13 protein-coding genes are annotated in these 20,357 nt (G+C 67.1%); 7 read left to right on the forward strand and 6 right to left on the reverse strand.

Annotated elements, in window-relative coordinates; all coding sequences use genetic code 11:
* The first annotated feature begins 32 nt into the window (after positions 1 to 32).
* The 6 genes from AC1C2R_RS10865 to AC1C2R_RS10890 all read left to right on the forward strand — a co-directional run bounded on the left by AC1C2R_RS10865 (position 33) and on the right by AC1C2R_RS10890 (position 12,159).
* Positions 33 to 2,573: an alpha-L-rhamnosidase-related protein gene (locus AC1C2R_RS10865; RefSeq protein ID WP_495379906.1), complete on the forward strand. Its 2,541-nt coding sequence runs from the start codon at positions 33 to 35 to the stop codon at positions 2,571 to 2,573.
* A gap of 47 nt (positions 2,574 to 2,620) precedes the next feature.
* On the forward strand, positions 2,621 to 3,547 hold the full coding sequence (locus AC1C2R_RS10870; protein WP_495352492.1) for an alpha/beta hydrolase: 927 nt from the start codon (positions 2,621 to 2,623) through the stop codon (positions 3,545 to 3,547).
* A 23-nt stretch (positions 3,548 to 3,570) separates the two neighbouring features.
* Entirely contained in the window at positions 3,571 to 6,351 is a 2,781-nt protein-coding gene (locus tag AC1C2R_RS10875; RefSeq protein ID WP_495379907.1) for a glycosyl hydrolase, read from the forward strand.
* 78 nt (positions 6,352 to 6,429) lie between these two features.
* Positions 6,430 to 7,392, forward strand: coding sequence for an acetylxylan esterase (locus AC1C2R_RS10880; RefSeq protein ID WP_495379908.1), 963 nt, complete (start codon positions 6,430 to 6,432; stop codon positions 7,390 to 7,392).
* Between the two features lie 72 nt (positions 7,393 to 7,464).
* A complete protein-coding gene (locus tag AC1C2R_RS10885) occupies positions 7,465 to 8,802 on the forward strand; it encodes a GH1 family beta-glucosidase (RefSeq protein WP_495353238.1) in 1,338 nt (445 codons plus the stop codon).
* A gap of 345 nt (positions 8,803 to 9,147) precedes the next feature.
* Positions 9,148 to 12,159, forward strand: a complete 3,012-nt coding sequence (locus AC1C2R_RS10890; protein ID WP_495379909.1) for an MGH1-like glycoside hydrolase domain-containing protein — start codon at positions 9,148 to 9,150, stop codon at positions 12,157 to 12,159.
* Positions 12,160 to 12,237: 78 nt separating this feature from the next.
* Here AC1C2R_RS10890 and mnhG read toward each other — a convergent pair whose 3' ends face one another.
* Genes mnhG through AC1C2R_RS10920 form a run of 6 tightly spaced genes read right to left on the reverse strand, consistent with a single transcriptional unit; the run spans position 12,238 to position 18,760 of the window.
* Positions 12,238 to 12,603, reverse strand: coding sequence for a monovalent cation/H(+) antiporter subunit G (gene mnhG, locus AC1C2R_RS10895; RefSeq protein WP_495352496.1), 366 nt, complete (start codon positions 12,601 to 12,603; stop codon positions 12,238 to 12,240).
* Positions 12,600 to 12,872, reverse strand: coding sequence for an MrpF/PhaF family protein (locus AC1C2R_RS10900; protein WP_495352497.1), 273 nt, complete (start codon positions 12,870 to 12,872; stop codon positions 12,600 to 12,602). The genes mnhG and AC1C2R_RS10900 overlap by 4 nt, the downstream gene beginning before the upstream one ends.
* A complete protein-coding gene (locus AC1C2R_RS10905; RefSeq protein WP_495352498.1) occupies positions 12,869 to 13,471 on the reverse strand; it encodes a Na+/H+ antiporter subunit E in 603 nt (200 codons plus the stop codon). Before AC1C2R_RS10905 ends, AC1C2R_RS10900 begins: the two co-directional genes overlap by 4 nt.
* A complete protein-coding gene (locus AC1C2R_RS10910; protein ID WP_495379910.1) occupies positions 13,468 to 15,048 on the reverse strand; it encodes a Na+/H+ antiporter subunit D in 1,581 nt (526 codons plus the stop codon). The genes AC1C2R_RS10905 and AC1C2R_RS10910 overlap by 4 nt, the downstream gene beginning before the upstream one ends.
* The gene (locus AC1C2R_RS10915; RefSeq protein ID WP_495352500.1) at positions 15,045 to 15,611 is read right to left on the reverse strand and encodes a Na(+)/H(+) antiporter subunit C; all 567 of its coding nucleotides are present in this window, start codon (positions 15,609 to 15,611) and stop codon (positions 15,045 to 15,047) included. Before AC1C2R_RS10915 ends, AC1C2R_RS10910 begins: the two co-directional genes overlap by 4 nt.
* The gene (locus AC1C2R_RS10920; RefSeq protein WP_495379911.1) at positions 15,608 to 18,760 is read right to left on the reverse strand and encodes a Na+/H+ antiporter subunit A; all 3,153 of its coding nucleotides are present in this window, start codon (positions 18,758 to 18,760) and stop codon (positions 15,608 to 15,610) included. The genes AC1C2R_RS10915 and AC1C2R_RS10920 overlap by 4 nt, the downstream gene beginning before the upstream one ends.
* Before the next feature lie 112 nt (positions 18,761 to 18,872).
* Between AC1C2R_RS10920 and AC1C2R_RS10925 the strand changes: the two genes are divergently transcribed.
* Positions 18,873 to 20,108, forward strand: coding sequence for an ATP-binding protein (locus AC1C2R_RS10925; RefSeq protein WP_495352502.1), 1,236 nt, complete (start codon positions 18,873 to 18,875; stop codon positions 20,106 to 20,108).
* Positions 20,109 to 20,357 lie beyond the last annotated feature (249 nt).

The raw sequence follows: 20,357 nt of genomic DNA on the forward strand, positions 1-20,357 counted from the left end.
TTCGGCGAACAGTTCCGAAGTGGATGCGGCGAATGACGGCACGCTGGATCTGGCGCAGTGAGGGCGAGTCGTCGCCCAGGAACGAGTTCACCTGGTTTCGTACGGTCGTCACGCTCGACGAGCTCCCACTGGATACCTCGCTTCGTTTCGCGGCGGACAGCACCGCCCAGCTGTGGCTCAACGGACGACCTCTTCGACGCAAAGTCAGTCGGTTCCATGAGCCTGAAGCACGCGCCGAGTGGGTCGACGCCGGGTCGCTCCTGCGCACCGGTGCGAACATCGTGACCGTGCTCCACCACAACTGGGGCGGAATCACGACTTTTCAGAGAACTCAGAATGTGCGCGCTGGGCTCTATGTTGAAAGCTCGTGGCTGGTGAGTGACGAGCGATGGCAATGGCTCGCGGCTGACGAATTCGAGAGCAATGACAACCAGTTCCTCGGCCTCGCGGGTGACGCCCCACGGGTGCGTTTTCCGATCCGCTGGAACGCACGGCTGACCCGTGATCTGCGACAGGATTCCTCGATCGAGACGACCGGAGACGGGCTCTGGGCGGCGGCCGCGGCAGTAGAAGGCGGCCCATGGCCGCACCAGCCAGGAATCGTCGAAACACCGGCACAGCGCGAGAGCGACCAGTTCCCGCTCTCGATTCTCGCCACTGGAACATCGACACGGCCGATTGCCGGGAGCGAATCGTCGCCGTCGGCGCTGGCCGGTTCGCGCCTCGTACCCGACCGCCCCATGCTGCGGGCCGTCGGCCCGTTGGTCGATGGTCACGCCGTGACGGTCAGCGGCCAGGCGGGCGAGACGCGGTACCTCACGGTCGATTTCGCGCGCCCGGTGCACGGATATCCTTTCCTCGAATTGTCTGCCGACGTCGAAGCTGAGGTCGATGTCGGGTACGGAGAACTCGCGCTTTCGCCCTTCGACGGCCGGGAGCTCGTCAGCGAGGACGGCTGGATCGATGTCGATGCAATCGTCGCGCGGGGGTACGCCGACCGCGTGCTCGCCGCGACCGAGCGGAGACGGTACGAGCTTCCCGACGAGCGGACCGCGCGATGGATGACCGTGCACATCACCTTCTCGATCACAGGGAGTGTTGTCATCCACGGCCTCGGATTCGTGAAGTCGCAGTTTGCGATCGAGCCACGTGGATCGTTCCGCTCGGGCGACGAACGGCTCGACCAGATCGTGAAGCTGTGCGAGATCCACGCCGAAGTGACGATGTCCGACGCCTTCGTCGACACCCCCGGCCGGGAGGACGGCCAGTGGATCGAGGATGCGCGCCCGCGCGCCCAGATTGCCGAGCGCTGGTTCGGCGACACGAGCCTGAGGCGCTTGGCGATCAGGACCCTCGCAGAAGGACAGGGAGCCGACGGCCAGCTTCATCCCTTCTTTCCCAGTGATTTCCCCGCCTATCCGGCAGCCTGGGACTGGTCGGTGCAGTGGGTGGCGATGCTCTACGACGACTATGTCTGGCACAACGATCTCGAATTCGTCGCTCGGCACTGGTCGACCCTCCGGCGACTGTGGAACCGCCTCCTCGAGGATGTGACGGACGACGGCCTGTGGCGAACAGGGGCTGTGCTCGGCGACGTTCGCAACTCCGAGCGACCCGACGCTGGAGCATCGAGCGGCCTCATCACGCCGTGGATCATCGAACGGCTCCGGTGGAGCGCACTCATGGCCGAGGCGCTCCACGACGCACCGCATGCAGAGCTCTGGAATGCCACGGCCCAGCTCCTGGACGACGGCTTCAGACGGCTCCATGTCGTTCGCTCGCATGACCAGGTGGCTGCCATCGTTGCGGACGTGTACGACCCCAGCACCGGCGGACATCACGGGTACGGGCAGGCTGGCCAGGTCGCGCCCCTTCTGGACGGTTCGATCGACGGCCAGGACGCACGAGATCTCATCGACTTCGTATTTCCCGAACCGGTGGGCTCGCCACCGAGCGGCGTCGCGCGCTGGAACAATCCGACCGCGGCGTACCGAGTGCTCAGCGCGCTGAGCGCGCACGGCTACCAGCAGCGAGCCCTCGCGCACCTGATCGAACGATATGCGCCGTACCTTCCGGGGCATCCGCGCAATCCCGTACCTCTCTCGCTGCAGGGCCCTTACGGCGGCCCCCTGCCCGAATACTGGATCTCCCGGGAAGACCGCGAGCTCGCCCGTGGCGAGGCCAACACCGCCCAGCCGATCGACGCGACCGGCTCGCACGGCTGGGGCGCCGTTCCATTGCTCTGGCTGCACGAGAGTCTGCTCGGCGTCACCTTCTCCGGACGGGGGAGCACCGCGATTTCCATCACGCCGGTGTCGGCCGGGCTTCCGTACGTGCAGGGCACGACCGTGACCCCGATGGGAGCTGTGACGGTCTCCTTCGATCCGAGCGTTCCGAAACTCTCCGTCGAGATTCCCGTCGGCTGCGTCGCGACCGTCGTCTTTCCGGAGGAGTTCCGCGACAGGATGGTGCGGGATGCGGATCGGCAGTATCTCCCCGTGCCGGCCAGCGAGAACGCGGTGCTCACCGAGGCCGGCCGATACACATTCGTGGCCGTCGGTGCGCACCGGTGACAGACCAATTGGCTGAATGGCGTGCGACACCCTATGAGGAGAGAGCTATGAATACCGCCGAAGCTTCATCGACGTTCGCCGAGGCCATCCGCAGCCTGGAAAGCGGGACCTCGTCCCCTGATCCGAGGACGGATGTGGACACCGCGTCACTGGTGGAGCGCTATCCAGAGCTCGGCAGCGTGACGGTGCGCGACCTCAGCATCCCTGCACGCCACGGCGATATCCCTGCCCGCCTCTACCTGCCGGAAGGGACCCCGAAAAGCGCCCTCGTCTGGGCCCATGGCGGAAGCTTCATCGGCGGAAACCTCGACATGCCGGAGAGCAACTGGGTCGGCCTCGCTGTGGCGGCGCATGGCTCTGCGGTGCTGTCCGTCGAGTACACCAAGGCACTGTTCGGGGTGCACTTTCCGGTGCCATCGCTCGATCTGCTCGATGCCTGGAACTGGGCCGTGGAGGAGCTCGACCTGAGCCCGGCGACCATGCACCTGGGGGGAGCCAGCGCGGGAGCGAATCTCGCCGCGGGAGTCGGGGTGCGGCTGCGCGACGGTGAGGGGCAGCTGCCGGCTTCGCTCGTGCTGGTCTATCCACAGCTCCACACCATGGTTCCCGAGCCATCGGAGGCCGCGCGCGCTGCGGCGGAGACTCTGCCGGAGATCCACCGCTTTCCGCAGAGCATGGTCACGGCGATAGCCACGAACTATCTGGGTTCCTGGCCGGATGCCGACGACCCGTACGCCTACGCCGGCCACGCGGATCTCACGGGCATGCCGCCCCTGTTCATCCTCAACTCGGAGCGCGATGAGCATCGCTATTCCGGGGAGGAGTTCGCCAAGCAGGCCATGGATGCCGGCGTCGCGATCACCGTGGTCTCCGAGCCGGGGAGCAGGCATGGTCACCTCGATCGTCCGCATACCATCGAGGCGCAGCGGAGCATCGACCGCATCGCCCACTGGCTGGACGGATTCTCGAAGTGAACCTCGCTCCAACAGAAGCGATCATGCTGGATCGCCCGCGCATCCGACCCGAACCGCTCGACCCGGAGCGATTCGCGGCCCCCGAGGCCGATGACCGCCCCGGCGTGCGGTGGTGGTGGCAGAGCCCCGTTCCGATCGAGGAGCTCACTCGCCAGCTCGGCGCCATCGCAGATGCCGGGTTCCGTGAAGTGGAGATCGCCTTCAACCGGGAGTTCTGGGGCGTGGAGAAGCAGCGTGATGCGCTCGGAGCGATTCTGATCGAGGCGGAGCGACTCGGTGTGGGCGTGGCGATGACGTTGGGGGCCTCGTGGCCGCTCAAGACGCCGAACACGACGAAGGGCACGGGGTTCGCCACCCAGGAACTGCAGTACGGATCGGTGCGGCTGCCCGCAGGGCTGTCGGGACCGGTGCGCCTTCCGGCTCCGTTCGATGATGTCGATGCCGAACGCGCGTCGACGCTCGTGCGGGTCACTGCCGCTCGGGTCGTGCACTGGAATGACCCGCCGGCTGTCGCTCCGCTCGGTGATCCCTGGGCGCCACCTCGTCGTGTGATCCACCCTCCCCTCGCGTCGACCGTGTTGGACTCGGAGTCGCTGATCGACCTGACATCGCAGCTCGTCGATTCCACGATCGACTGGGAAGCGCGCGACGGCGACTGGATGGTGTTCGCCTTCTGGATGCGCGACTGCGAGCAGGGTGTGACGAGTTTTCTCGATCGACGCTCTGCACAGGCGGCCACGGAGTACCTCGACGAGCATCAGATCGGCGCGGACAACGTCGCAGCGCTCGGCGCCGTCGGCACCGAACTCTTCGAGGATTCGCTGGAGCTCAACGCCGATTCGGTGTTCTGGAGAGCCGAGATGATCGAACGCTTCACCGAACGCCACGGCTATGACGTCACTCCCTACCTCCCGCTGCTCTTCGCGCACGGGATGTGCCGCTTCTGGGTGCCGAACGAGGAGCCGGTCCCCGATTTCGAGCTCGAGACCGGTGCCGGCGCTCGGGTGCGTCGCGACTACTACCGGCTGCTGACCGACCTCTACATCTCCGATCATCTGCTCCCGGTGCAGGAGTGGTCGATGAGTCACGGATTACGACACAAGGCGCAGGTGGCCTACGGCCAGAACCTCGAAGCGATTCGGAGCAATCGTGACTTCGTGCGGGCTGGCGGGCGGGCCGAGGGCGAATCGCTGAACTCAGGAGACCGGGCACCGGTCAACCGCTCGAGCGCGACGTGGCGGTTCGCCCTCGACTGGCAGCGATCCGTCGTCGGCGGAGCCCACCAAGGGGGTGCCGTGCGCATCAGCACGGAACTCGGCGCACAGTTTCGGGCGGCATACGCGTTCACCCTCGGCGATCTGCGACGGATGCTCGCGAAGGAATGGGCGGCCGGGATCACCAAGCCCTTCCTGCACGGTGTGGCGACGCAGAAGCCAGGGGCCGCGTGGCCGACGCAGACCCGGTTCGAACAGCACATCGTCGGGGACTGCTGGAACGACACGCATTTTCCCGAATGGGCCAACTGGCTGCCTCTCACCGACTACTGGGCGCGAGGCACCGTCGTGCTCGAGACCGGGGTTGCGCGCACGGACGTCGCGGTCTATCGCGACGGCTTCCTGACGATCGCCGCACGCGGTGTGCGGGACGTGAGCGTGGACGCGACCGTTCCCGCGCGCCTCGCCGACACGGAGGCCCTCGAGAACGCGGGCTTCACCGTGCAATTCGTCGACCCCATCGGGCTCGCCGAAGCGGGCACCGTCGGTGATGATGGCACCGTGTTCCCCACCGGGCCCGCTTATCGAGGCCTCATCATCGACGAGCGAGCCCTTCCACCCGAAGCGGCAGAGGCGATCGCAGCAGCCGCGGAACGCGGGACGCGCATCCTGATCGTCGGCGAGCCACCGTCTGCTGATTCGGGCTTCGCCGGCGGCAGTACCGGCGACGAGCGCGTGCGGGCCGCGATGGCCCGTGCGCTTCGCCAGCCCTCGACGGTGCAGCTGAGCAGGATGTCGGAGGCCTCCGATGCGTTCCTCCGTCTCGGACTCCTGCCACGAGCGGTCGTCGATGCGCCGGCGCTGCTCTCCCAATGGCGCGAGGCCGGATCATGCCGATACGTGCTCGTGTACAACACCCTCGGTGCGCCGGCTCCCGTGACGCTGTCGCTCGAGGGCGTCGGCCGTGTGCGTGAACTCGACCTGACCAGCGGCCGCGTCCTCGCTGCGGCGCACCGGGTAGAGGCAGACCGCACCACCGTCCCGACGCGGATCCCGGCCCTGGGAGTGCGGGTGTTCGAACTCGACCTGCTCGCCGCACCCGAGCCCGACGACGACGAGCCCTCCGTCGCGACGGTCGAGCTCGCCATCGACCACTGGCTGCTCGAGGTGGACAGCGAAGAACCTGCCGGTCCTCGTGCCATCACGCTCGACGGTGTCGGCCCCGGGGACTGGCGAGAGGTGGATGCGCTGCGTTTCGTCTCAGGAACCGGACGCTACACCGCGCGGGTGGTCGTCCCGGAAGAGCTCGCCGGCCTGCCCGCTGTCATCGACCTCGGCAGGCTTGCTGGATCTGCCGTGGTGCGGATCGGCGACCGGGTATTCGGTACCGCCTACGTCGATGACACGATCATCGATCTCGGCGATGCTCTCGAGAACGGAGACCTGATCGAGATCGAGGTTCGAACCGCGCTTCGCAACGCCGTGATCGCGAGCGAGATCACTGAGCTGATCGGCCCTGATTCCTCCCAACCGCAGGGGCTGATCGGTCCGGTGGCCATCCGAGTCACGCGAGCATCGGACGCGACGTGACGAGAGCCATCCGAGGAGTGACCCGTCGAACGTCCGTTCTTCGGTGGAGTTGCGCGTCTCGCGTACGAAAGGAATGCCATGTTCACCGACCGACCGGAGGCTGAGCTTCGAACGTATCGGAGCGCGCAAGTCGACCCGACGGACTTCGACGAGTTCTGGGCGACGACGCTCGGGATCAGCCGTGAATTCGATCTCGATGTCTCGCTCACGCCCGTCGAGACCGGGCTGACGACGATCGATGTCTGGGATGTCTCGTTCTCCGGGTACGGCGGGCAGCGGGTGCGCGCCTGGCTTCGCGTGCCGGCGGGTGCGGCCGGCCCACTGCCGGCCGTCGTGCAGTTCGTCGGCTACGGCGGTGGACGTGGCAATGCGGCGGAGACCCTGTTCTGGGCATCCGCCGGATTCGCCCATCTTCAGATGGACATCCGTGGACAGGGGTCGGCCGGCAGCGTCGGCGATACTCCGGACGACGTGGGCTCGGGGCCGCAAGGCCCCGGGTTCATGACCCGCGGCATCGAGAGCCGTGAGACCTACTATTACCGGCGGGTGTTCACGGATGCCGTACGCGCTGTCGAGGCCGCCCGCTCACTCCCGATCGTCGACGAGACACGAGTCTCGGTCGTCGGCGGCAGCCAGGGCGGTGGCATCGCACTCGCGGTCGCCGGGCTCGTCCCCGATCTCGCCGCGGTCGCGGCCTACGTTCCGTTCCTCTGCGATTTCCCTCGCGCGGCCACGATGACCGACAACGATCCCTATCGCGAGATCGGTCGCTACCTCGCCGTCCACCGAGGATCCGTGGATCGGACCTTCGAGACGCTCTCGTACTTCGACGGCGTCAACTTCGCGAAGCGAGCCACCGCGTCCGCGATCCTGAGCGCCGCACTGATGGACCCGATCTGCCCGCCCTCGACGGTCTTCGCCGCCTACGCGAACTATGCCGGACCCAAGCAGATCATGGTGTGGCCGTACAACGGGCACGAGGGCGGCGGCATCGAGGATCAGCTGTCAGCGCTGCGGCACATCAACTCCATGGTCCGGTAGCGGACACCTGGCGCCCAAGGGCGCATCGTATGCAACCACGACAAGGGAACGGGATCCATCATCACTCTGCAACTGCCACCCTTTTTCGAATTCGGCGTAGCGACCAGCGCTTTCCAGATCGAAGGCGCCTGGAATGAAGACGGCAAGAGCCCGTCCATCTGGGACACCTTCAGCCAGACTCCTGGGAAGGTGCGAGGGGACCTCCCAGGAAACGTCGCGTGCGATCACTACCACCGTTATCCCGAAGACATCGCGTTGATGAAAGACCTGGGAATCGACACGTACCGGCTCTCACTCAGCTGGTCGCGGCTCATGCCAGACGGCGTCGGCGCTGTGAACCAGAAGGGCGCCGACTTCTACAACCGACTCATCGACGACCTACTCACCGCGGGCATCCAACCGAATGTGACCCTCTATCACTGGGACCTGCCCCAGGTGCTCGAAGACCGGGGCGGATGGCCCAATCGCGAGGTCGCGGACTGGTTCGGCGAGTACTCCGCCACCTCCTTCGATCTCTTCGGAGACCGCGTGCACAGGTGGGCGACTCTCAACGAACCCATTGCGCTCTGGGTCGGATACGCCCTCGGTGCGTTCGCGCCCGGACTGCGTGACGAGAAGCTGGGCAGACAGGCGATGCACAACGCGATGCTCGCGCACGGCACGAGTGTGCAGGCGTTCCGAGCAGCCGGCAGCGTCGACAGCGAGATCGGAATCGTCCTCGACATCTGGAAGCGGCAGCCCTTGACCGAGTCTGCCGAAGACCGGGCACTTGCCGATGAGGGCGAAGACGATGGCTTCCGGTTCTTTCTCGACACACTGCGGGGTGGCGGCTACAGCGACCGGCTGATGGAGCGTCTCGAGAGCGCCGGCACCTTCCCCCACGTGGAGCCGGGCGACCAACAGCTCATCGAATCGCCCATCGACTATCTGGGGCTCAACGTGTACTCGCGCGTCGTGGTGGATTCGACGCGGCAGCAACCCGGTGCCTGGGCGGAGAGCCACCCTCAGCCGGGAGGAAACTTCCTGGAGAGCGGATCGGAGTTCTACCCGCGCGCGGTCTACGAGGCGATCGAGATGGTGCGTGACGACTACGGCTGGGAGGGCCCGATCTTCATCACTGAGAACGGTGTTCCAGACGCCTCGGCCGCAACGACGGCAGACCCCCTCGACGATGAAGAGCGCATCACCTACGTTGAGGGATTCCTTCACTGGATCTCGGTCGCGATCGCGGAGGGGGCGGATGTGCGGGGTTACTACCTGTGGAGTCTGCTCGACAACTATGAATGGGCGGCCGCGTTCGACTTCAAGTACGGGCTCGTACGCGTAGACCCGGAGACGCAGGTCAGAACACCGAAGAAGTCGGCCGCGTGGTATGCGAAGACGATCGCGGATCACCGGGCGTCGGTATAGGCCAGCGCCAAGCACGTGGGTGGGCTGAATCTCATTCCACGACCGGTGAGCTCCATCCTCTGAGTCGGCCGAGTCGTGAGCCGACCACTCGCCCGGGTCAGATATGAAACTTTTCAACCCCGAACAGCTCTGGGTTCTGCCGGCCGCACGGCCTGCCCGTCGGCGCATCCGTGTCGGAAATGGTTGACAGCCCTGCGTTTCTTCAATACGATGCATGAAACGTTTCAGTTCTGGAACGCACCTTCTCGGTCCGGGGCCGGTCTCGTCGCACCCGGCCGACTCAGCGGTGCGCCGCACGCATGCAACTTCTTCACCGATATCGAGCAATGGAGCTATCCGATGGGCATGAGCAGTAACCGTTTCACGGCGAGTCGACGTTCATTCCTCAAAGGGGCCGGCCTCGTCGCCGCCGCGAGCACACTGGTGGGGCGCACCGCGCAAGCCCAGACCGCGGCGGCGGCGGAGGCCGCGACCTATCGACTCGAGAACGGCTTCGTCAGCATCGGCGGCGCGTACGGCAAGCTGACCCGGCTGGCGTGCGATCCGACGGGTGGCGGCCGGTACGAACCCACCGCGTTCAGCTCGCTGTTCATCGGAGAGTCCGACTTCTACGATGCGGGCTTCAACGACGGCGTCGTGTGGACGAGCACCGAGACCACCCTGAACGTGACCGGCATCCAGATTCCGTCGGCGGCCGACCTTCGGCAGGCTCAGCTCAATGCGCCGGTTCCGCTCAGCCCCGGACGGACGCTCGGCCAAACGTTCACCGCGACGGCGCATCGCTTCTTCCGCGTGGGCGGTCAGTTCCCGACGTGGAGCAACCAGAACTCATCGATGAAGTTGACGCTCTACTCCGGCACCCCCGCGACCGGCCTGACCGAGATCGGCAGCACTGACGTGAGTCCCGTGCAAGACAACGGCTGGGCCTACGTCGACGTGCCGGCCCAGCCGGCCGGCGTCTACTACCTCGAAGCATCGGATGCCGCGGGCACGCCCGGCTGGTGGGCGCAGAGCGGCGCGGTCAATGTCGACGTCGGCGGCGCCTCGTACGCCGATCGCACGCAACTGGGCGGGAGGACGATGACGATCGACGTCGTCGGCTTCAACGTCGATGGCCTCGCGTCATGGCAGTTCGAGCTCAGCGGCCCGACCCTCCAGCTGTCGTACGAGCTGGCATGGCAGGGCGACCCGCGCGCCGATCCGGGGCTCACGATGAACACCTCGTGGGTCAAGGACGGCTACTCGATCGACGCGGCCGACGGGGTTGTCTTCAGCCGCTTCATCGGTGACGACGGCTACTACCTCCCGTCGCAGCAGCTGAAGCGCCGCGCGGCATGGACCAATCCCGTGCTCGGAACCAAATGGGTCGGAGCGACCGGAACAGGTCCGTACGACCTCCGCATCACGGCACCCCAGCCGATCCTCGACGGCACCATGTCGGCCGACTCGATGAAGCTCTCGTTGAACACAGGCGGCACCGACGCGGTGCCCACGATCTCGCGGTCGATCGCCATCGAGGTGCAAGCCCACACCGACGCGTTGCCCGACGTCTTCCCCGTCTTCACGGCATCCGACGAGGTGCGTGCGACCCAGCTCTCGACGTTCTACTGGGAGCGTGCGCTGAGCTTCCGGTTCAGCGGGCACGCGGCCGACTGGGCCGATTGGGAAGGACGCATCCTCGACTGGACGGGCACGGTCGGCGCCGACGAACAGTCCGCGAGCCTGCTGAACACGAAGCTCGACGACGACGGGTACGTCTGGTCCTGGCCGGATTCGCAGGGCTGGCCCTTCCCTGATCCGAAGCTCTACGACAGCAGACACTTCACCTCGAACGCGATGTACGTGCTCGCCACGTGGCGGTACTTCTCATGGACCGGTGACTCCGCGTTCCTCAACACCATGCTGCCCCGCGCGAGGAAGGCGATGGACTTCTACCTCGACTCCTTGGGCGGCAGCAGCGGAGTCGTGACGATCGACTCGCCCGACCACAGCGGGCGAGACGGAGCCGTTCCATCCAATTACTGGGACATCGCTTCGCACGGACACCTCGACGCGTACGTCAACGCGTACTTCTACGGTGCACTCGAGGCGATGGCCCAGCTCGAGGACTTCGTCAAGGAGAAGAAGCGGGCGAAGCAGCTGAGAGCGCTGCGGCCGACCGTCGCGCAACGCTACAACGAGCTGTTCTGGAACGACACCGACGGCCGCTACGTCCAAACCATCGACGTCGACGGCGTCGTGCACGACTACGGTGCAACCTACGTCAACCTCGAAGCCGCATCGTTCGGACTGCCCTCGGCAGAGCAGGCCGCGCGGATCTTCGAGTGGCTCGACCACGGCCACACCGAGCTGCAGAACTCGGTCGTACTCATCGAGGGCGGCGGCCTGGCGCCGAAGATCGAGGCGGGGCGAACCATGGGCCAGAGCTTCACGGCCAATGCAGCGTTCACGAGCGTCGCCGCGCGGTTCCCGACGTACGGCGTGCGCGGCGCTTCGTTCACGATGACCCTGTACCAGGGCGTGCCCGACGGCACGTCGCCGGTCGTGGTCGCCGACCGGCAGTTCAGCGACTGGGGCGACGGTGGCGTCGCCCACATCGACGTGCCGAAGCAGGCACCGGGCGTGTACTACCTGGAGGTCTCGAACGTCACCGGCTCGCTCGCGTGGTGGTCGTCGATGACGACGGTGCCCGGTGCGCTCGCCTACTCCGACGGGCTTCCCGCCGCGAATGCCAGGTCGCGGTTCGTGGCGGCACTCGGCGAGCACTTCGAGGGGCCCGCCGACATCTACTCGAAATGGGTCTTCGCGCCGAGGGCCACCACTCGACGCAACAACTACTGGTTCTTCCTGAACAACCTCAACATCCCGTGGGGACACCAGGTGCAAGACGGCGGTGCGATCCTCTACACCTCGGGCTTCGACGTGATGGCCCGAGCCCGATACCGCTCGGCCGACGACGCATGGGCGCGGTTGACCGCGATTCTCGATCGGTGGAGCGAACCGGATCACATCTCGGGCGGCACACCGCTCTTCCGCGGCGAGAGCACCGTCGACAGCGGCACGGGCAGCACCTCGGTCGGAACGGACATCCCGTTCCCCGAGAGCGGACTCGTGCCGGCGAGCTTCATGTACGCCTTCATCGGCGTCGAAGCAGAGCCCGATGCCCTCGTCATCACGCCGAACCTGCCGTCGACGCTGAGCCATGCCGGCGTGCGCAACCTCTCCTGGCACGGAAAGCGGTACGAGGTGCGGGTGACTCGAGACCGGATCACGGTGGAGGGTGGCGGCGGCACCGTGACCCGGCCGTACAAGCCCGGCAAGCCGGTGCGGTTGAAGGCAGCGCAGCTCGCACACTGAGGCGCTCGCAGCGACTGAGTGCCTCAGCTCACCGTCTGATCCAGACGATCCGGGCTGTTGCCGGGCCTCCGTCTGGCATCACCGTTGGCTCTCGGACCCCGATTGGTCGTGCTCGGCGATGTCGCGGTCGAGGTCATCCTCGATGAGGAGGTCGCGGCGAACGTGGTCGCTGCGGTAAGCCGAGCGCCCCAGCATGTGCGCGGTCATCGGCTGGGTGAGCAACTGGAACGTCATCACGAGCACGGCCGTGGTGAGCACGCCCCACGTCGGAACCTGCACGACGATCGCGACGAGCACGGTCGCGAGCCCGAGCACCTGCGGCTTCGTCGCCGCGTGCAACCGGGTCAGCACGTCGGGGAAGCGCACGATGCCGATGCCCGCGGCCATCGACAGGAACCCGCTCACCAGGATGAGGAGGCCGACTGCGATCTCGGCGGCGCTCATGAGGCATCCTGCTTCGCCATGAACCGTGCGATCGAGATCGAGCCGACGACCGCGAACATCGCGAGCACGAGCATGACCACGAGGGTGTCGATGTGCTTGTTGATCGCCATCTCGGCGCCGAGCGCGCAGATGGCGATCGCGAGCAGCACATCGGTCGCGAGCGCGCGGTCGAGGATCGACGGCCCCTTGATGATGCGGTAGACCGAGGCGATCGCGCCGATGCCGAACATGACTCCGGCGATGATGCTGACGATCTCGAGGAAGGTCATGTGCCTGCTCCCTTCGTTCGTGCGGCGTGCTCGCGACGCTCACGACGGGCAGCGCGAACGGATGCCGCCTGCGCACGTGTGCCGATGGCGAGCACGATGCGCTCCTCCGTGCCGAGCACGGCGCTGCGCACCCGATCGATGTCTGCCACCGTGCGGGTGCCGAGGGCGTGCAGGTACAGCAGCCCCCGCTCGCGGTCGATGTCGACGACGACGGTGCCCGGCACGACCGAGATCGCCTCGGCCGTGAGGGTGGTCACGAGGTCGGAACGGGTGAGCAGCTGCACGGCGATGATCGAGTTCAGCGGCTTCCACCGCGGATCCAGCGCCAGCCAGGCGACCTGCAGCGAGGCGCTCGAGACGTCGTACATCATGCGCAGGCCGAGCAGCAAACCCCGCCACACGTTGAAGCGACCGCTGAGCAGCACCGGCGGCAGGTACAGCACGCGGGTCACCCCGATCGCGAGCAGCACCCCCGTGACCACCGTGAGCACGGTGACCTGGTCCCAGAGGAACACCCACACCAGGACGAGGGCGACGAGGAGCGGCAGCTGGCGCCAGACGGAACGCCAGCGCGAGACATCCGCTGCTGAATGCGTCATCGGATGCCTCCGGGGAACACGAGGGAGATGTACGCGCCGGCGTCGAGCAGGTCGGCGGCCGCGCGCCCCGCGAGGTCGAACATCGGGCCGGCGAAGACGGTGAGGCAGATCGTGACCATCACGAGGGCGCTCGTCGCGACCACCATGAGCACGGGCGTGGTGCGGGTCGCGGTGACCGTGGCTCCCTCGGGCGCTTCGAGCACCGAGCCGAGCAGCACCGACTCGTACCCGTCGAGCTCGGAGCGCCGCCGCCAGAACGCCATGTTCCAGAAGCGCGTCAACGCGTAGAGCGTGATGAGCGAGGTGAGGGCGCCGACCCCGATGACCACCCAGATGAGCCACGCCGTGCTCGGGTCGACCGCAGCGCCCTCGGCGCCGGCAAGGAACAGCCCGGTCTTGCCGAGGAACCCGGAGAACGGCGGAATGCCGCCGAGGTTCAGTGCGGGGATGAAGAACAGCACGCCGAGGAGCGGCGAGGCCTTGAGCAGCCCGGCGAGCCGGTTGATCGACGTCGCACCGCCGAAGCGCTCGATGAGACCCGTCGTGAGGAACAGGGTCGTCTGCACCGTGATGTGGTGCACGACATAGTAGATCGTCGCAGCGAGACCGAGCTGACTCGCCAGGGCGATGCCGAAGATCATGTACCCGATATGGCTCACGAGCGTGAACGAAAGCAATCGCTTGATGTCGGCTTGCGTGAGCGCGCCGAGGATGCCGATGAGCATGGTGAGACCGCCGACCACCATGAGCAGCACCGTCACGTCGCTCTCGACGAACATCACCGTCTCGGTGCGGATGATCGCGTACACGCCGACCTTCGTCAGCAAGCCCGCGAACACCGCCGTGACGGGTGCGGGCGCCGTCGGGTACGAGTCGGGCAGCCAGAACGACAGCGGGAAGACCGCCGCCTTGATGCCGAAGGCGATGAGCAGCAGCAGGTGCAGCATGAGCTGCACCTCGCCGGGCAGCTCGGCGAGGCGCACCGAGAGCTGGGCGATGTTCACGGTGCCCGTCGCGCCGTAGATGAGCGCGATCGCGCTCAGGAAGAAGAGTGACGAGACGAGGCTCACGATGATGTACGTGACGCCCGCTCGGATGCGCTCGCCGGTGCCACCGAGGGTGAGCAGCACGTAACTCGCCGACAGCAGGATCTCGAAGCCGACGTAGAGGTTGAAGAGGTCGCCCGCGATGAAGGCGTTGAAGACGCCCGCCGACAAGATGAGGTAGCTCGGGTGGAAGATCGACACGGGCGTCTCGCGATGCTGGTCGGCGATGCCCTGCCCCACTGAGTACACGAGCACGACGAGCAGCATGATCGCCGAGATCACGAGCATGATCGCCGAGAGCCGGTCGACGACGAGGGTGATGCCCCACGGGGCATCCCACCCGCCGATGTAGACGACGGCCGGGCCGGTCGTGTCGACCGCGACGAGCAGCACCGCGGCGATCACGGTGACTGCGGCGAGCACGCTGAGGCTCACCGCCATCTGCGCGCGGCGGTGACGGCCGAGAATCAGCGCTGCGGCCGCCCCGAGCAGGGGCAGCAGCACGACGAGGGGCACGAGTACGGCGGTCACGGCTTGCCCTCATCCCGCGTTGGTCGAGTAGTCGACGAAGGAGGCGTATCGAGACCCCCGCCATCGAGATCGTCGCGAGCGGATGCCTCGAGCTCGAGCTCCTCGTCGAGCTCTTCGTCGGGCTCTTCGTCGCTCGCATCGATGAGGTCTTGGATCGCTTGGTCGTCGGCCGCGGAGCTGCGGATGAGGTCGGCCGCCTCTTCGGCGTCTTCGGCGACATCTGCGTCATCGTCGACGAGGTCGCCCTTCGCACCGAGCTGCGCGAGCCACCACGAGCGGTAGATCAGCGCGAGCATGAACGCCGTGATGCCGAGGTTGATGACGATCGCCGTGAGCACGAACGCCTGGGGCAGCGGGTCGGAGATCTCGTCGGCATCGACACCATCGCTCAGGATGGGCGCGAGCCCCGGTGCCCCGCTCATGAGGAAGATCAGGATGTTCACCGCGTTGCCGACGAGCAGGAACCCGATGAGCACTCGTGTGAGGCTGCGTTCGAGCATGATCGAGACGCCCGCGCCGAAGAGCACGGCCATGAGCACGACGAGCGTGAGGGAGGCGGTCATGTGCGGCGCCCCTCATCCGTCGGTCGCGTATCGAGACCCGTTTCCGTTGGTCGAGTAGCGACCGACGCAGGAGGCCGCGTATCGAAACCCCCCGCTGAGTCTCGATACGGCGCTGGCGCGCCGACTCGACCGATGGGATCCGAGTCGTACTCGGCACCGTCGGCGAACTCCTGCCCTTCGTTGTGATCGACGTCGTCGTCGCCGTCGCCCGTCGTGAACCCGCTGTCGTCGTCGGACTGGCGCTCCTCTTGACGATCGACCTCACCGCCGAGCGATCGCAGGATGTCGAGCACGAGCCCGACGACCACGAGGTAGACGCCGATGTCGAAGAGCGTCGAGGTGCCGATCGAGATCGTACCGAGCAACGGCACCTCGGTCTCGAACCAGGCGGACTCGAACACCGGGCCGCCGAAGAGCAGTGAACCCGCGGCGGTGCCGGCGGCGAGCAGCAGCCCCGTGCCGAGCAGGCGCCCCGCGTCAACCGGGGCCGCCTCGCCGAGCTCGTAGCGCCCGCCCGCGAGGTAGCGCGCGACGAGGGCGAGGCCCGCGAGCAGTCCGCCGGCGAAGCCGCCGCCCGGGGCGTTGTGCCCGACGAAGAGGAGGAAGACCGACACGATGATCGCGGGGTGGAAGAGGAGCCGCACGAGCACCTCGATGAGGATCGAGCGGTTGCGCGGCGAGATCGTGCGACCCGCCAGGAGCCACGTCTGCCTCGTCTCGGCGGCCTCGCCCGCGGCATCCGTCTCGCCTTCGGTGTCGGCGAGGCTCGTGCGGGGGGCACGGATCGACCATGCGGGCTCGGGCACCGGTCGCAGCCGGTCGCGACGGTTCACGCCCTCGTCGCCCGCGTCGAGGCGCGGCGCGCCGCCCGTGCGACCCGACACGAAGATCAGGCTCGCGACACCCGTCGCGACCGCGACGAGCACCGAGATCTCGCCGAGGGTGTCCCAAGCACGGACGTCGACGAGCATGACGTTGACGATGTTGGTGCCGTGGGCTTCGAGCGCCAGGGCGGGCAGGCCATCGGCGATCGTCGGGCGGATGCGCGCGCCGAGCGCGACGAGCCCGAGCACGCCCATGACGATGCCGGCGAGGGCGCCGATGATGCCGCGCGCCAGCTTGTGCACCGGAGGGTTGCGCTGCGCGATCTGCTTCGGGAGGCGCCTCAGCACGAGCACGAAGACCACGAGCACGATGGTTTCGACGAGCGCTTGCGTGAGCGCGAGGTCGGGCGCTCCGGCCATGCCGAAGAGCAGCACGAGGCCGTAGCCGGTGACGCTCACGAGGAGCACCGCGGTGACCCGCTGGCGCACCGTGGCCGCGGCGACAGCGGCGACGCCCATGACGAGGGCGAGGAACGGCTGCGCCGGATAGTCCCAGAGTCGGATCTCGCTCGGCCACGAGGTGTTCATGATCGACACCGTGCCGAGGCCGCCGATGAAGACCGCGATGATGATCGCGAGGTACCCGGGGAGTCCTCGATGCTGGATGGCCGTCGTGGTCGATGCCGCCACGCGGTCGACGACCGACACGATGCCGAGGTACCCGCGCGCCGAGTCGAGCATCGGTGCCACCGACGCCTGCACGCGCGCGACCCGCTGCCTGCCCCAGACGAGCAGGGCGCCGAGCGCGAACACGACGGCCGAGACCGCGAGGGCCGGTTCGAAGCCGTGCCAGAGCGCGAGGTGGTACTCGTGACCACCGGGCAGCTCGTCGGCGTAGCCCGCGAGCAGCGGCTCGATGAACGGAATGGCGAATGCGGCTACGACGCTTGCCGCTGCGAGGATGCCCGGTGCCACGCCGATGGCACGGCTTTCGGCGTGCAGTGGTGTCGCCGCGACATCCGTCTTGGAGAAGAAGGCGCCCCAGATGAAGCGCACCGTGTAGGCGACCGTCAGCACCGACCCGACGAAGGCGCCGACGAGCGCGACCCACGCCCATGAGTCACCTGCGGCGACGGCATCGAGGAACGAGGTGAACACGGCCTCTTTCGCAACGAAGCCGAGCAGCGGCGGCACACCGGCCATCGACGCGGCCGCGATGAACGCGATCGTCGCGATCACCGGCATGCGACGGCCGAGCCCCGAGAGCTTGCGCCAGTCGCGCGTGCCCGCCGCGTGATCGACGATGCCGACGACGAGGAAGAGCGTCGCCTTGAAGAGCGCGTGCGCGAGCAGCAGGGTGACCCCCGCGAGGGCGGCATCGCGGGTGCCGAGGCCCGTGACCATGATGAGGAAGCCGAGCTGGCTTACCGTGCCGTAGGCGAGCAGGAGCTTCAGGTCGTACTGGCGGAGGGCTCGCCAACCGCCCACGAGCATGGTGAGCGCGCCGAGTCCGATGACGATCGGATGCCACACCTCGAGGTCTGCATACCCGGGCGCGAGGCGCGCAACGAGGTAGACGCCAGCCTTCACCATCGCGGCTGCATGCAGGTACGCGCTGACGGGCGTGGGGGCGGCCATCGCGGCCGGCAGCCAGAAGTGGAACGGCACGAGCGCGCTCTTGGAGATCGCGCCGAGCAGCACGAGGGCGATCGCCCACTCGCCGGCTGCGCCGGTGACGGGGTGGGCGACGAGTTCGGCGAGCGAGGTCGTGCCGCCGTCGACGGCGAGGATGACGAGGCCGACGAGCATCGCGAGCCCGCCGAACGTCGTGACGGTGAGTGCCTGCAGCGCGGCACCGCGGCTCTCTTTTCGGCCGGTGTAGTGGCCGATGAGGAGGTAGGAGAGCACGCTCGTGGCCTCCCAGAACGTGAACAGGATGAACACGTCGTCGGCCGCGACGAGGCCGAACATGACGCCGGCGAAGGCGAGGAGGAGCGCCGCGAATCGCCCGAGTGCCGGCTCGTCGTCGGTGAAGTAGTGCATGCAGTAGAGCAGCACGAGGGCGCCGACGCCTGTGACGATGAGCGCGAGGAGGAGTGCGAGTGCGTCGAGCCGGAAGCTGAGCGCGATGTCGAGGGCGGGGATCCATGGCACGATCTCGACGACGGGCGTGCCCGCGAGTACGCCGGGCAGCCACGTGAGGAGCAGCACGAAGACCGCTGCGGGCAGCAGGGCGATGATCGCGAAGATGCGCCGGCCGAGCCAGCGCGTGAGCAAGGGCGTGACGAGCGCGACGGCCGCGAAGGCAGCGAGGCTGGCGATCAATTCACCCTCCTCGCGCTCGCACCGTCCTGTCATTCTATCTACAGGCTGATGGCTCTTTAGTCGGTTTTATGACTCCTCGATAAAGTCTGGTAAAGGTTCTAAGATCTGGGTCATGGACAGCATCAGCAACCCGTATACGCCGAATGCCGGTGCTGCCCCCGAGATCGTCGTCGGCAGAGGCGACCAGATCGATGCGTTCCGGGTGCTCCTGAGCCGGCTGGAACGTGGGCGAACCGAGCAGTCCATGATCATCACGGGGTTGCGCGGCGTCGGCAAGACCGTCTTGCTCGGTCAGTTCATGGACATCGCGAGCGCTGCGCACTGGGAAGTCGTCGAGATCGAGGCGGCGAAGCACGACGACGCTCGCTTCCGGCAGTCGATGTTCTCGCAGCTGAAGGCCGCCCTGCTCCGCCTCTCTCCGCGCGCTCGGTGGACCGAGCGGGGCCGACGCGCCGCCGAGGTGCTGAGCGCGTTCGCGGTGTCGGTCGATCAGCAGGGCACGTTCAGCGTGTCATGGGACGTGCCACCCGCTGAGGGCCTGGGCGATCACGGCGACCTGTCGATGGACCTCACCGATGTCTTCGTCGCACTCGGTGAAGCGGCCGCTGAGCAGGGGCGCGGCGTCGCGCTGCTCATCGACGAAGTGCAGTTCCTCGGGCGCTCGCAACTCGAAGCGCTGATCCAGGCCGTGCACAAGACGGTGCAGCGCAAGCTCCCGATCACGTTCGTCGGGGCGGGCCTGCCGCAGATCGCCGAGCTCGCCGGTGACGCGAAATCGTATGCCGAGCGCTTGTTCAAGTTTCCGCGCATCGGCTCGCTCACCGGCGACGACGCTCGCAAAGCCCTCATCGAACCCGCTCTCGTCGAAGGCGTCGTCTGCGACGCCGACGCCGTCGACCTCGCCATCGAGATCACGCAGGGCTACCCCTACTTCATTCAGGAACTCGGCTATCAGGTCTGGGGTGTCGCCGTCGACGGCCGCGTGCGCCGCGACGACGTCGAGATCGCGAAGGACGCCTACGAGGCGAAGCTCGACGGATCGTTCTTCAGGGTGCGACTCGATCGGGCGACTCCGCTGCAGACGGCGTACATGCGCGCGATGGCGGAGCTCGGCTCAGAGCCGCAGAAGGCATCGGATGTCGCGAGGGTCATGGGGCGCGAATCGACGCAGGTCGGCCCGACTCGCGCAGAGCTCATCGACATGGGGCTGCTCTACACCCCCGAGCACGGCTACGCCGCGTTCACGGTGCCCGACTTCGACCGGTTCATGTTGCGCGCGGTGCCCGAGCTGACGGTGCCCGAAGTGCAGAAGCGGCGTCGCCGCGACGAGCTTCCGCCGGGCGAGTAGTGAGCGCCGCTTCCGCTGGTCGAGTAGCGAGCGCCAGCGAGCGCCCCTCCCGCTGGTCGAGTAGTGAGCGCCAGCGAGCGTATCGAGACCTCGACCCGGCAACTCATCGGTGGCCGGACGTCGACCCGCCGCTGCGATTCCGGAGGAGTTCGTATCACCCATATAGGAGAGGCGTCGGGATCACCCATGTGACCTCTGCCTCACCTGAGGCAGATCTCGCATGACCGCCTCGCACGCTGGGGTGCCGCC

The sequence above is a fragment of the Agromyces sp. Y182 genome (genome assembly GCF_059445385.1).

Excerpts from the sequence above, each read along its gene's own strand:
- AC1C2R_RS10865 (WP_495379906.1), top strand. The coding sequence starts at position 33 with ATGACGGCACGCTGGATCTGGCGCAGTGAGGGCGAGTCGTCGCCCAGG.
- AC1C2R_RS10870 (WP_495352492.1), top strand. The coding sequence starts at position 2,621 with ATGAATACCGCCGAAGCTTCATCGACGTTCGCCGAGGCCATCCGCAGC.
- AC1C2R_RS10875 (WP_495379907.1), top strand. The coding sequence starts at position 3,571 with ATGCTGGATCGCCCGCGCATCCGACCCGAACCGCTCGACCCGGAGCGA.
- AC1C2R_RS10880 (WP_495379908.1), top strand. The coding sequence starts at position 6,430 with ATGTTCACCGACCGACCGGAGGCTGAGCTTCGAACGTATCGGAGCGCG.
- AC1C2R_RS10890 (WP_495379909.1), top strand. The coding sequence starts at position 9,148 with ATGAGCAGTAACCGTTTCACGGCGAGTCGACGTTCATTCCTCAAAGGG.
- mnhG (WP_495352496.1), bottom strand. The coding sequence starts at position 12,603 with ATGAGCGCCGCCGAGATCGCAGTCGGCCTCCTCATCCTGGTGAGCGGG.
- AC1C2R_RS10900 (WP_495352497.1), bottom strand. The coding sequence starts at position 12,872 with ATGACCTTCCTCGAGATCGTCAGCATCATCGCCGGAGTCATGTTCGGC.
- AC1C2R_RS10905 (WP_495352498.1), bottom strand. The coding sequence starts at position 13,471 with ATGACGCATTCAGCAGCGGATGTCTCGCGCTGGCGTTCCGTCTGGCGC.
- AC1C2R_RS10915 (WP_495352500.1), bottom strand. The coding sequence starts at position 15,611 with ATGACCGCCTCCCTCACGCTCGTCGTGCTCATGGCCGTGCTCTTCGGC.
- AC1C2R_RS10925 (WP_495352502.1), top strand. The coding sequence starts at position 18,873 with ATGGACAGCATCAGCAACCCGTATACGCCGAATGCCGGTGCTGCCCCC.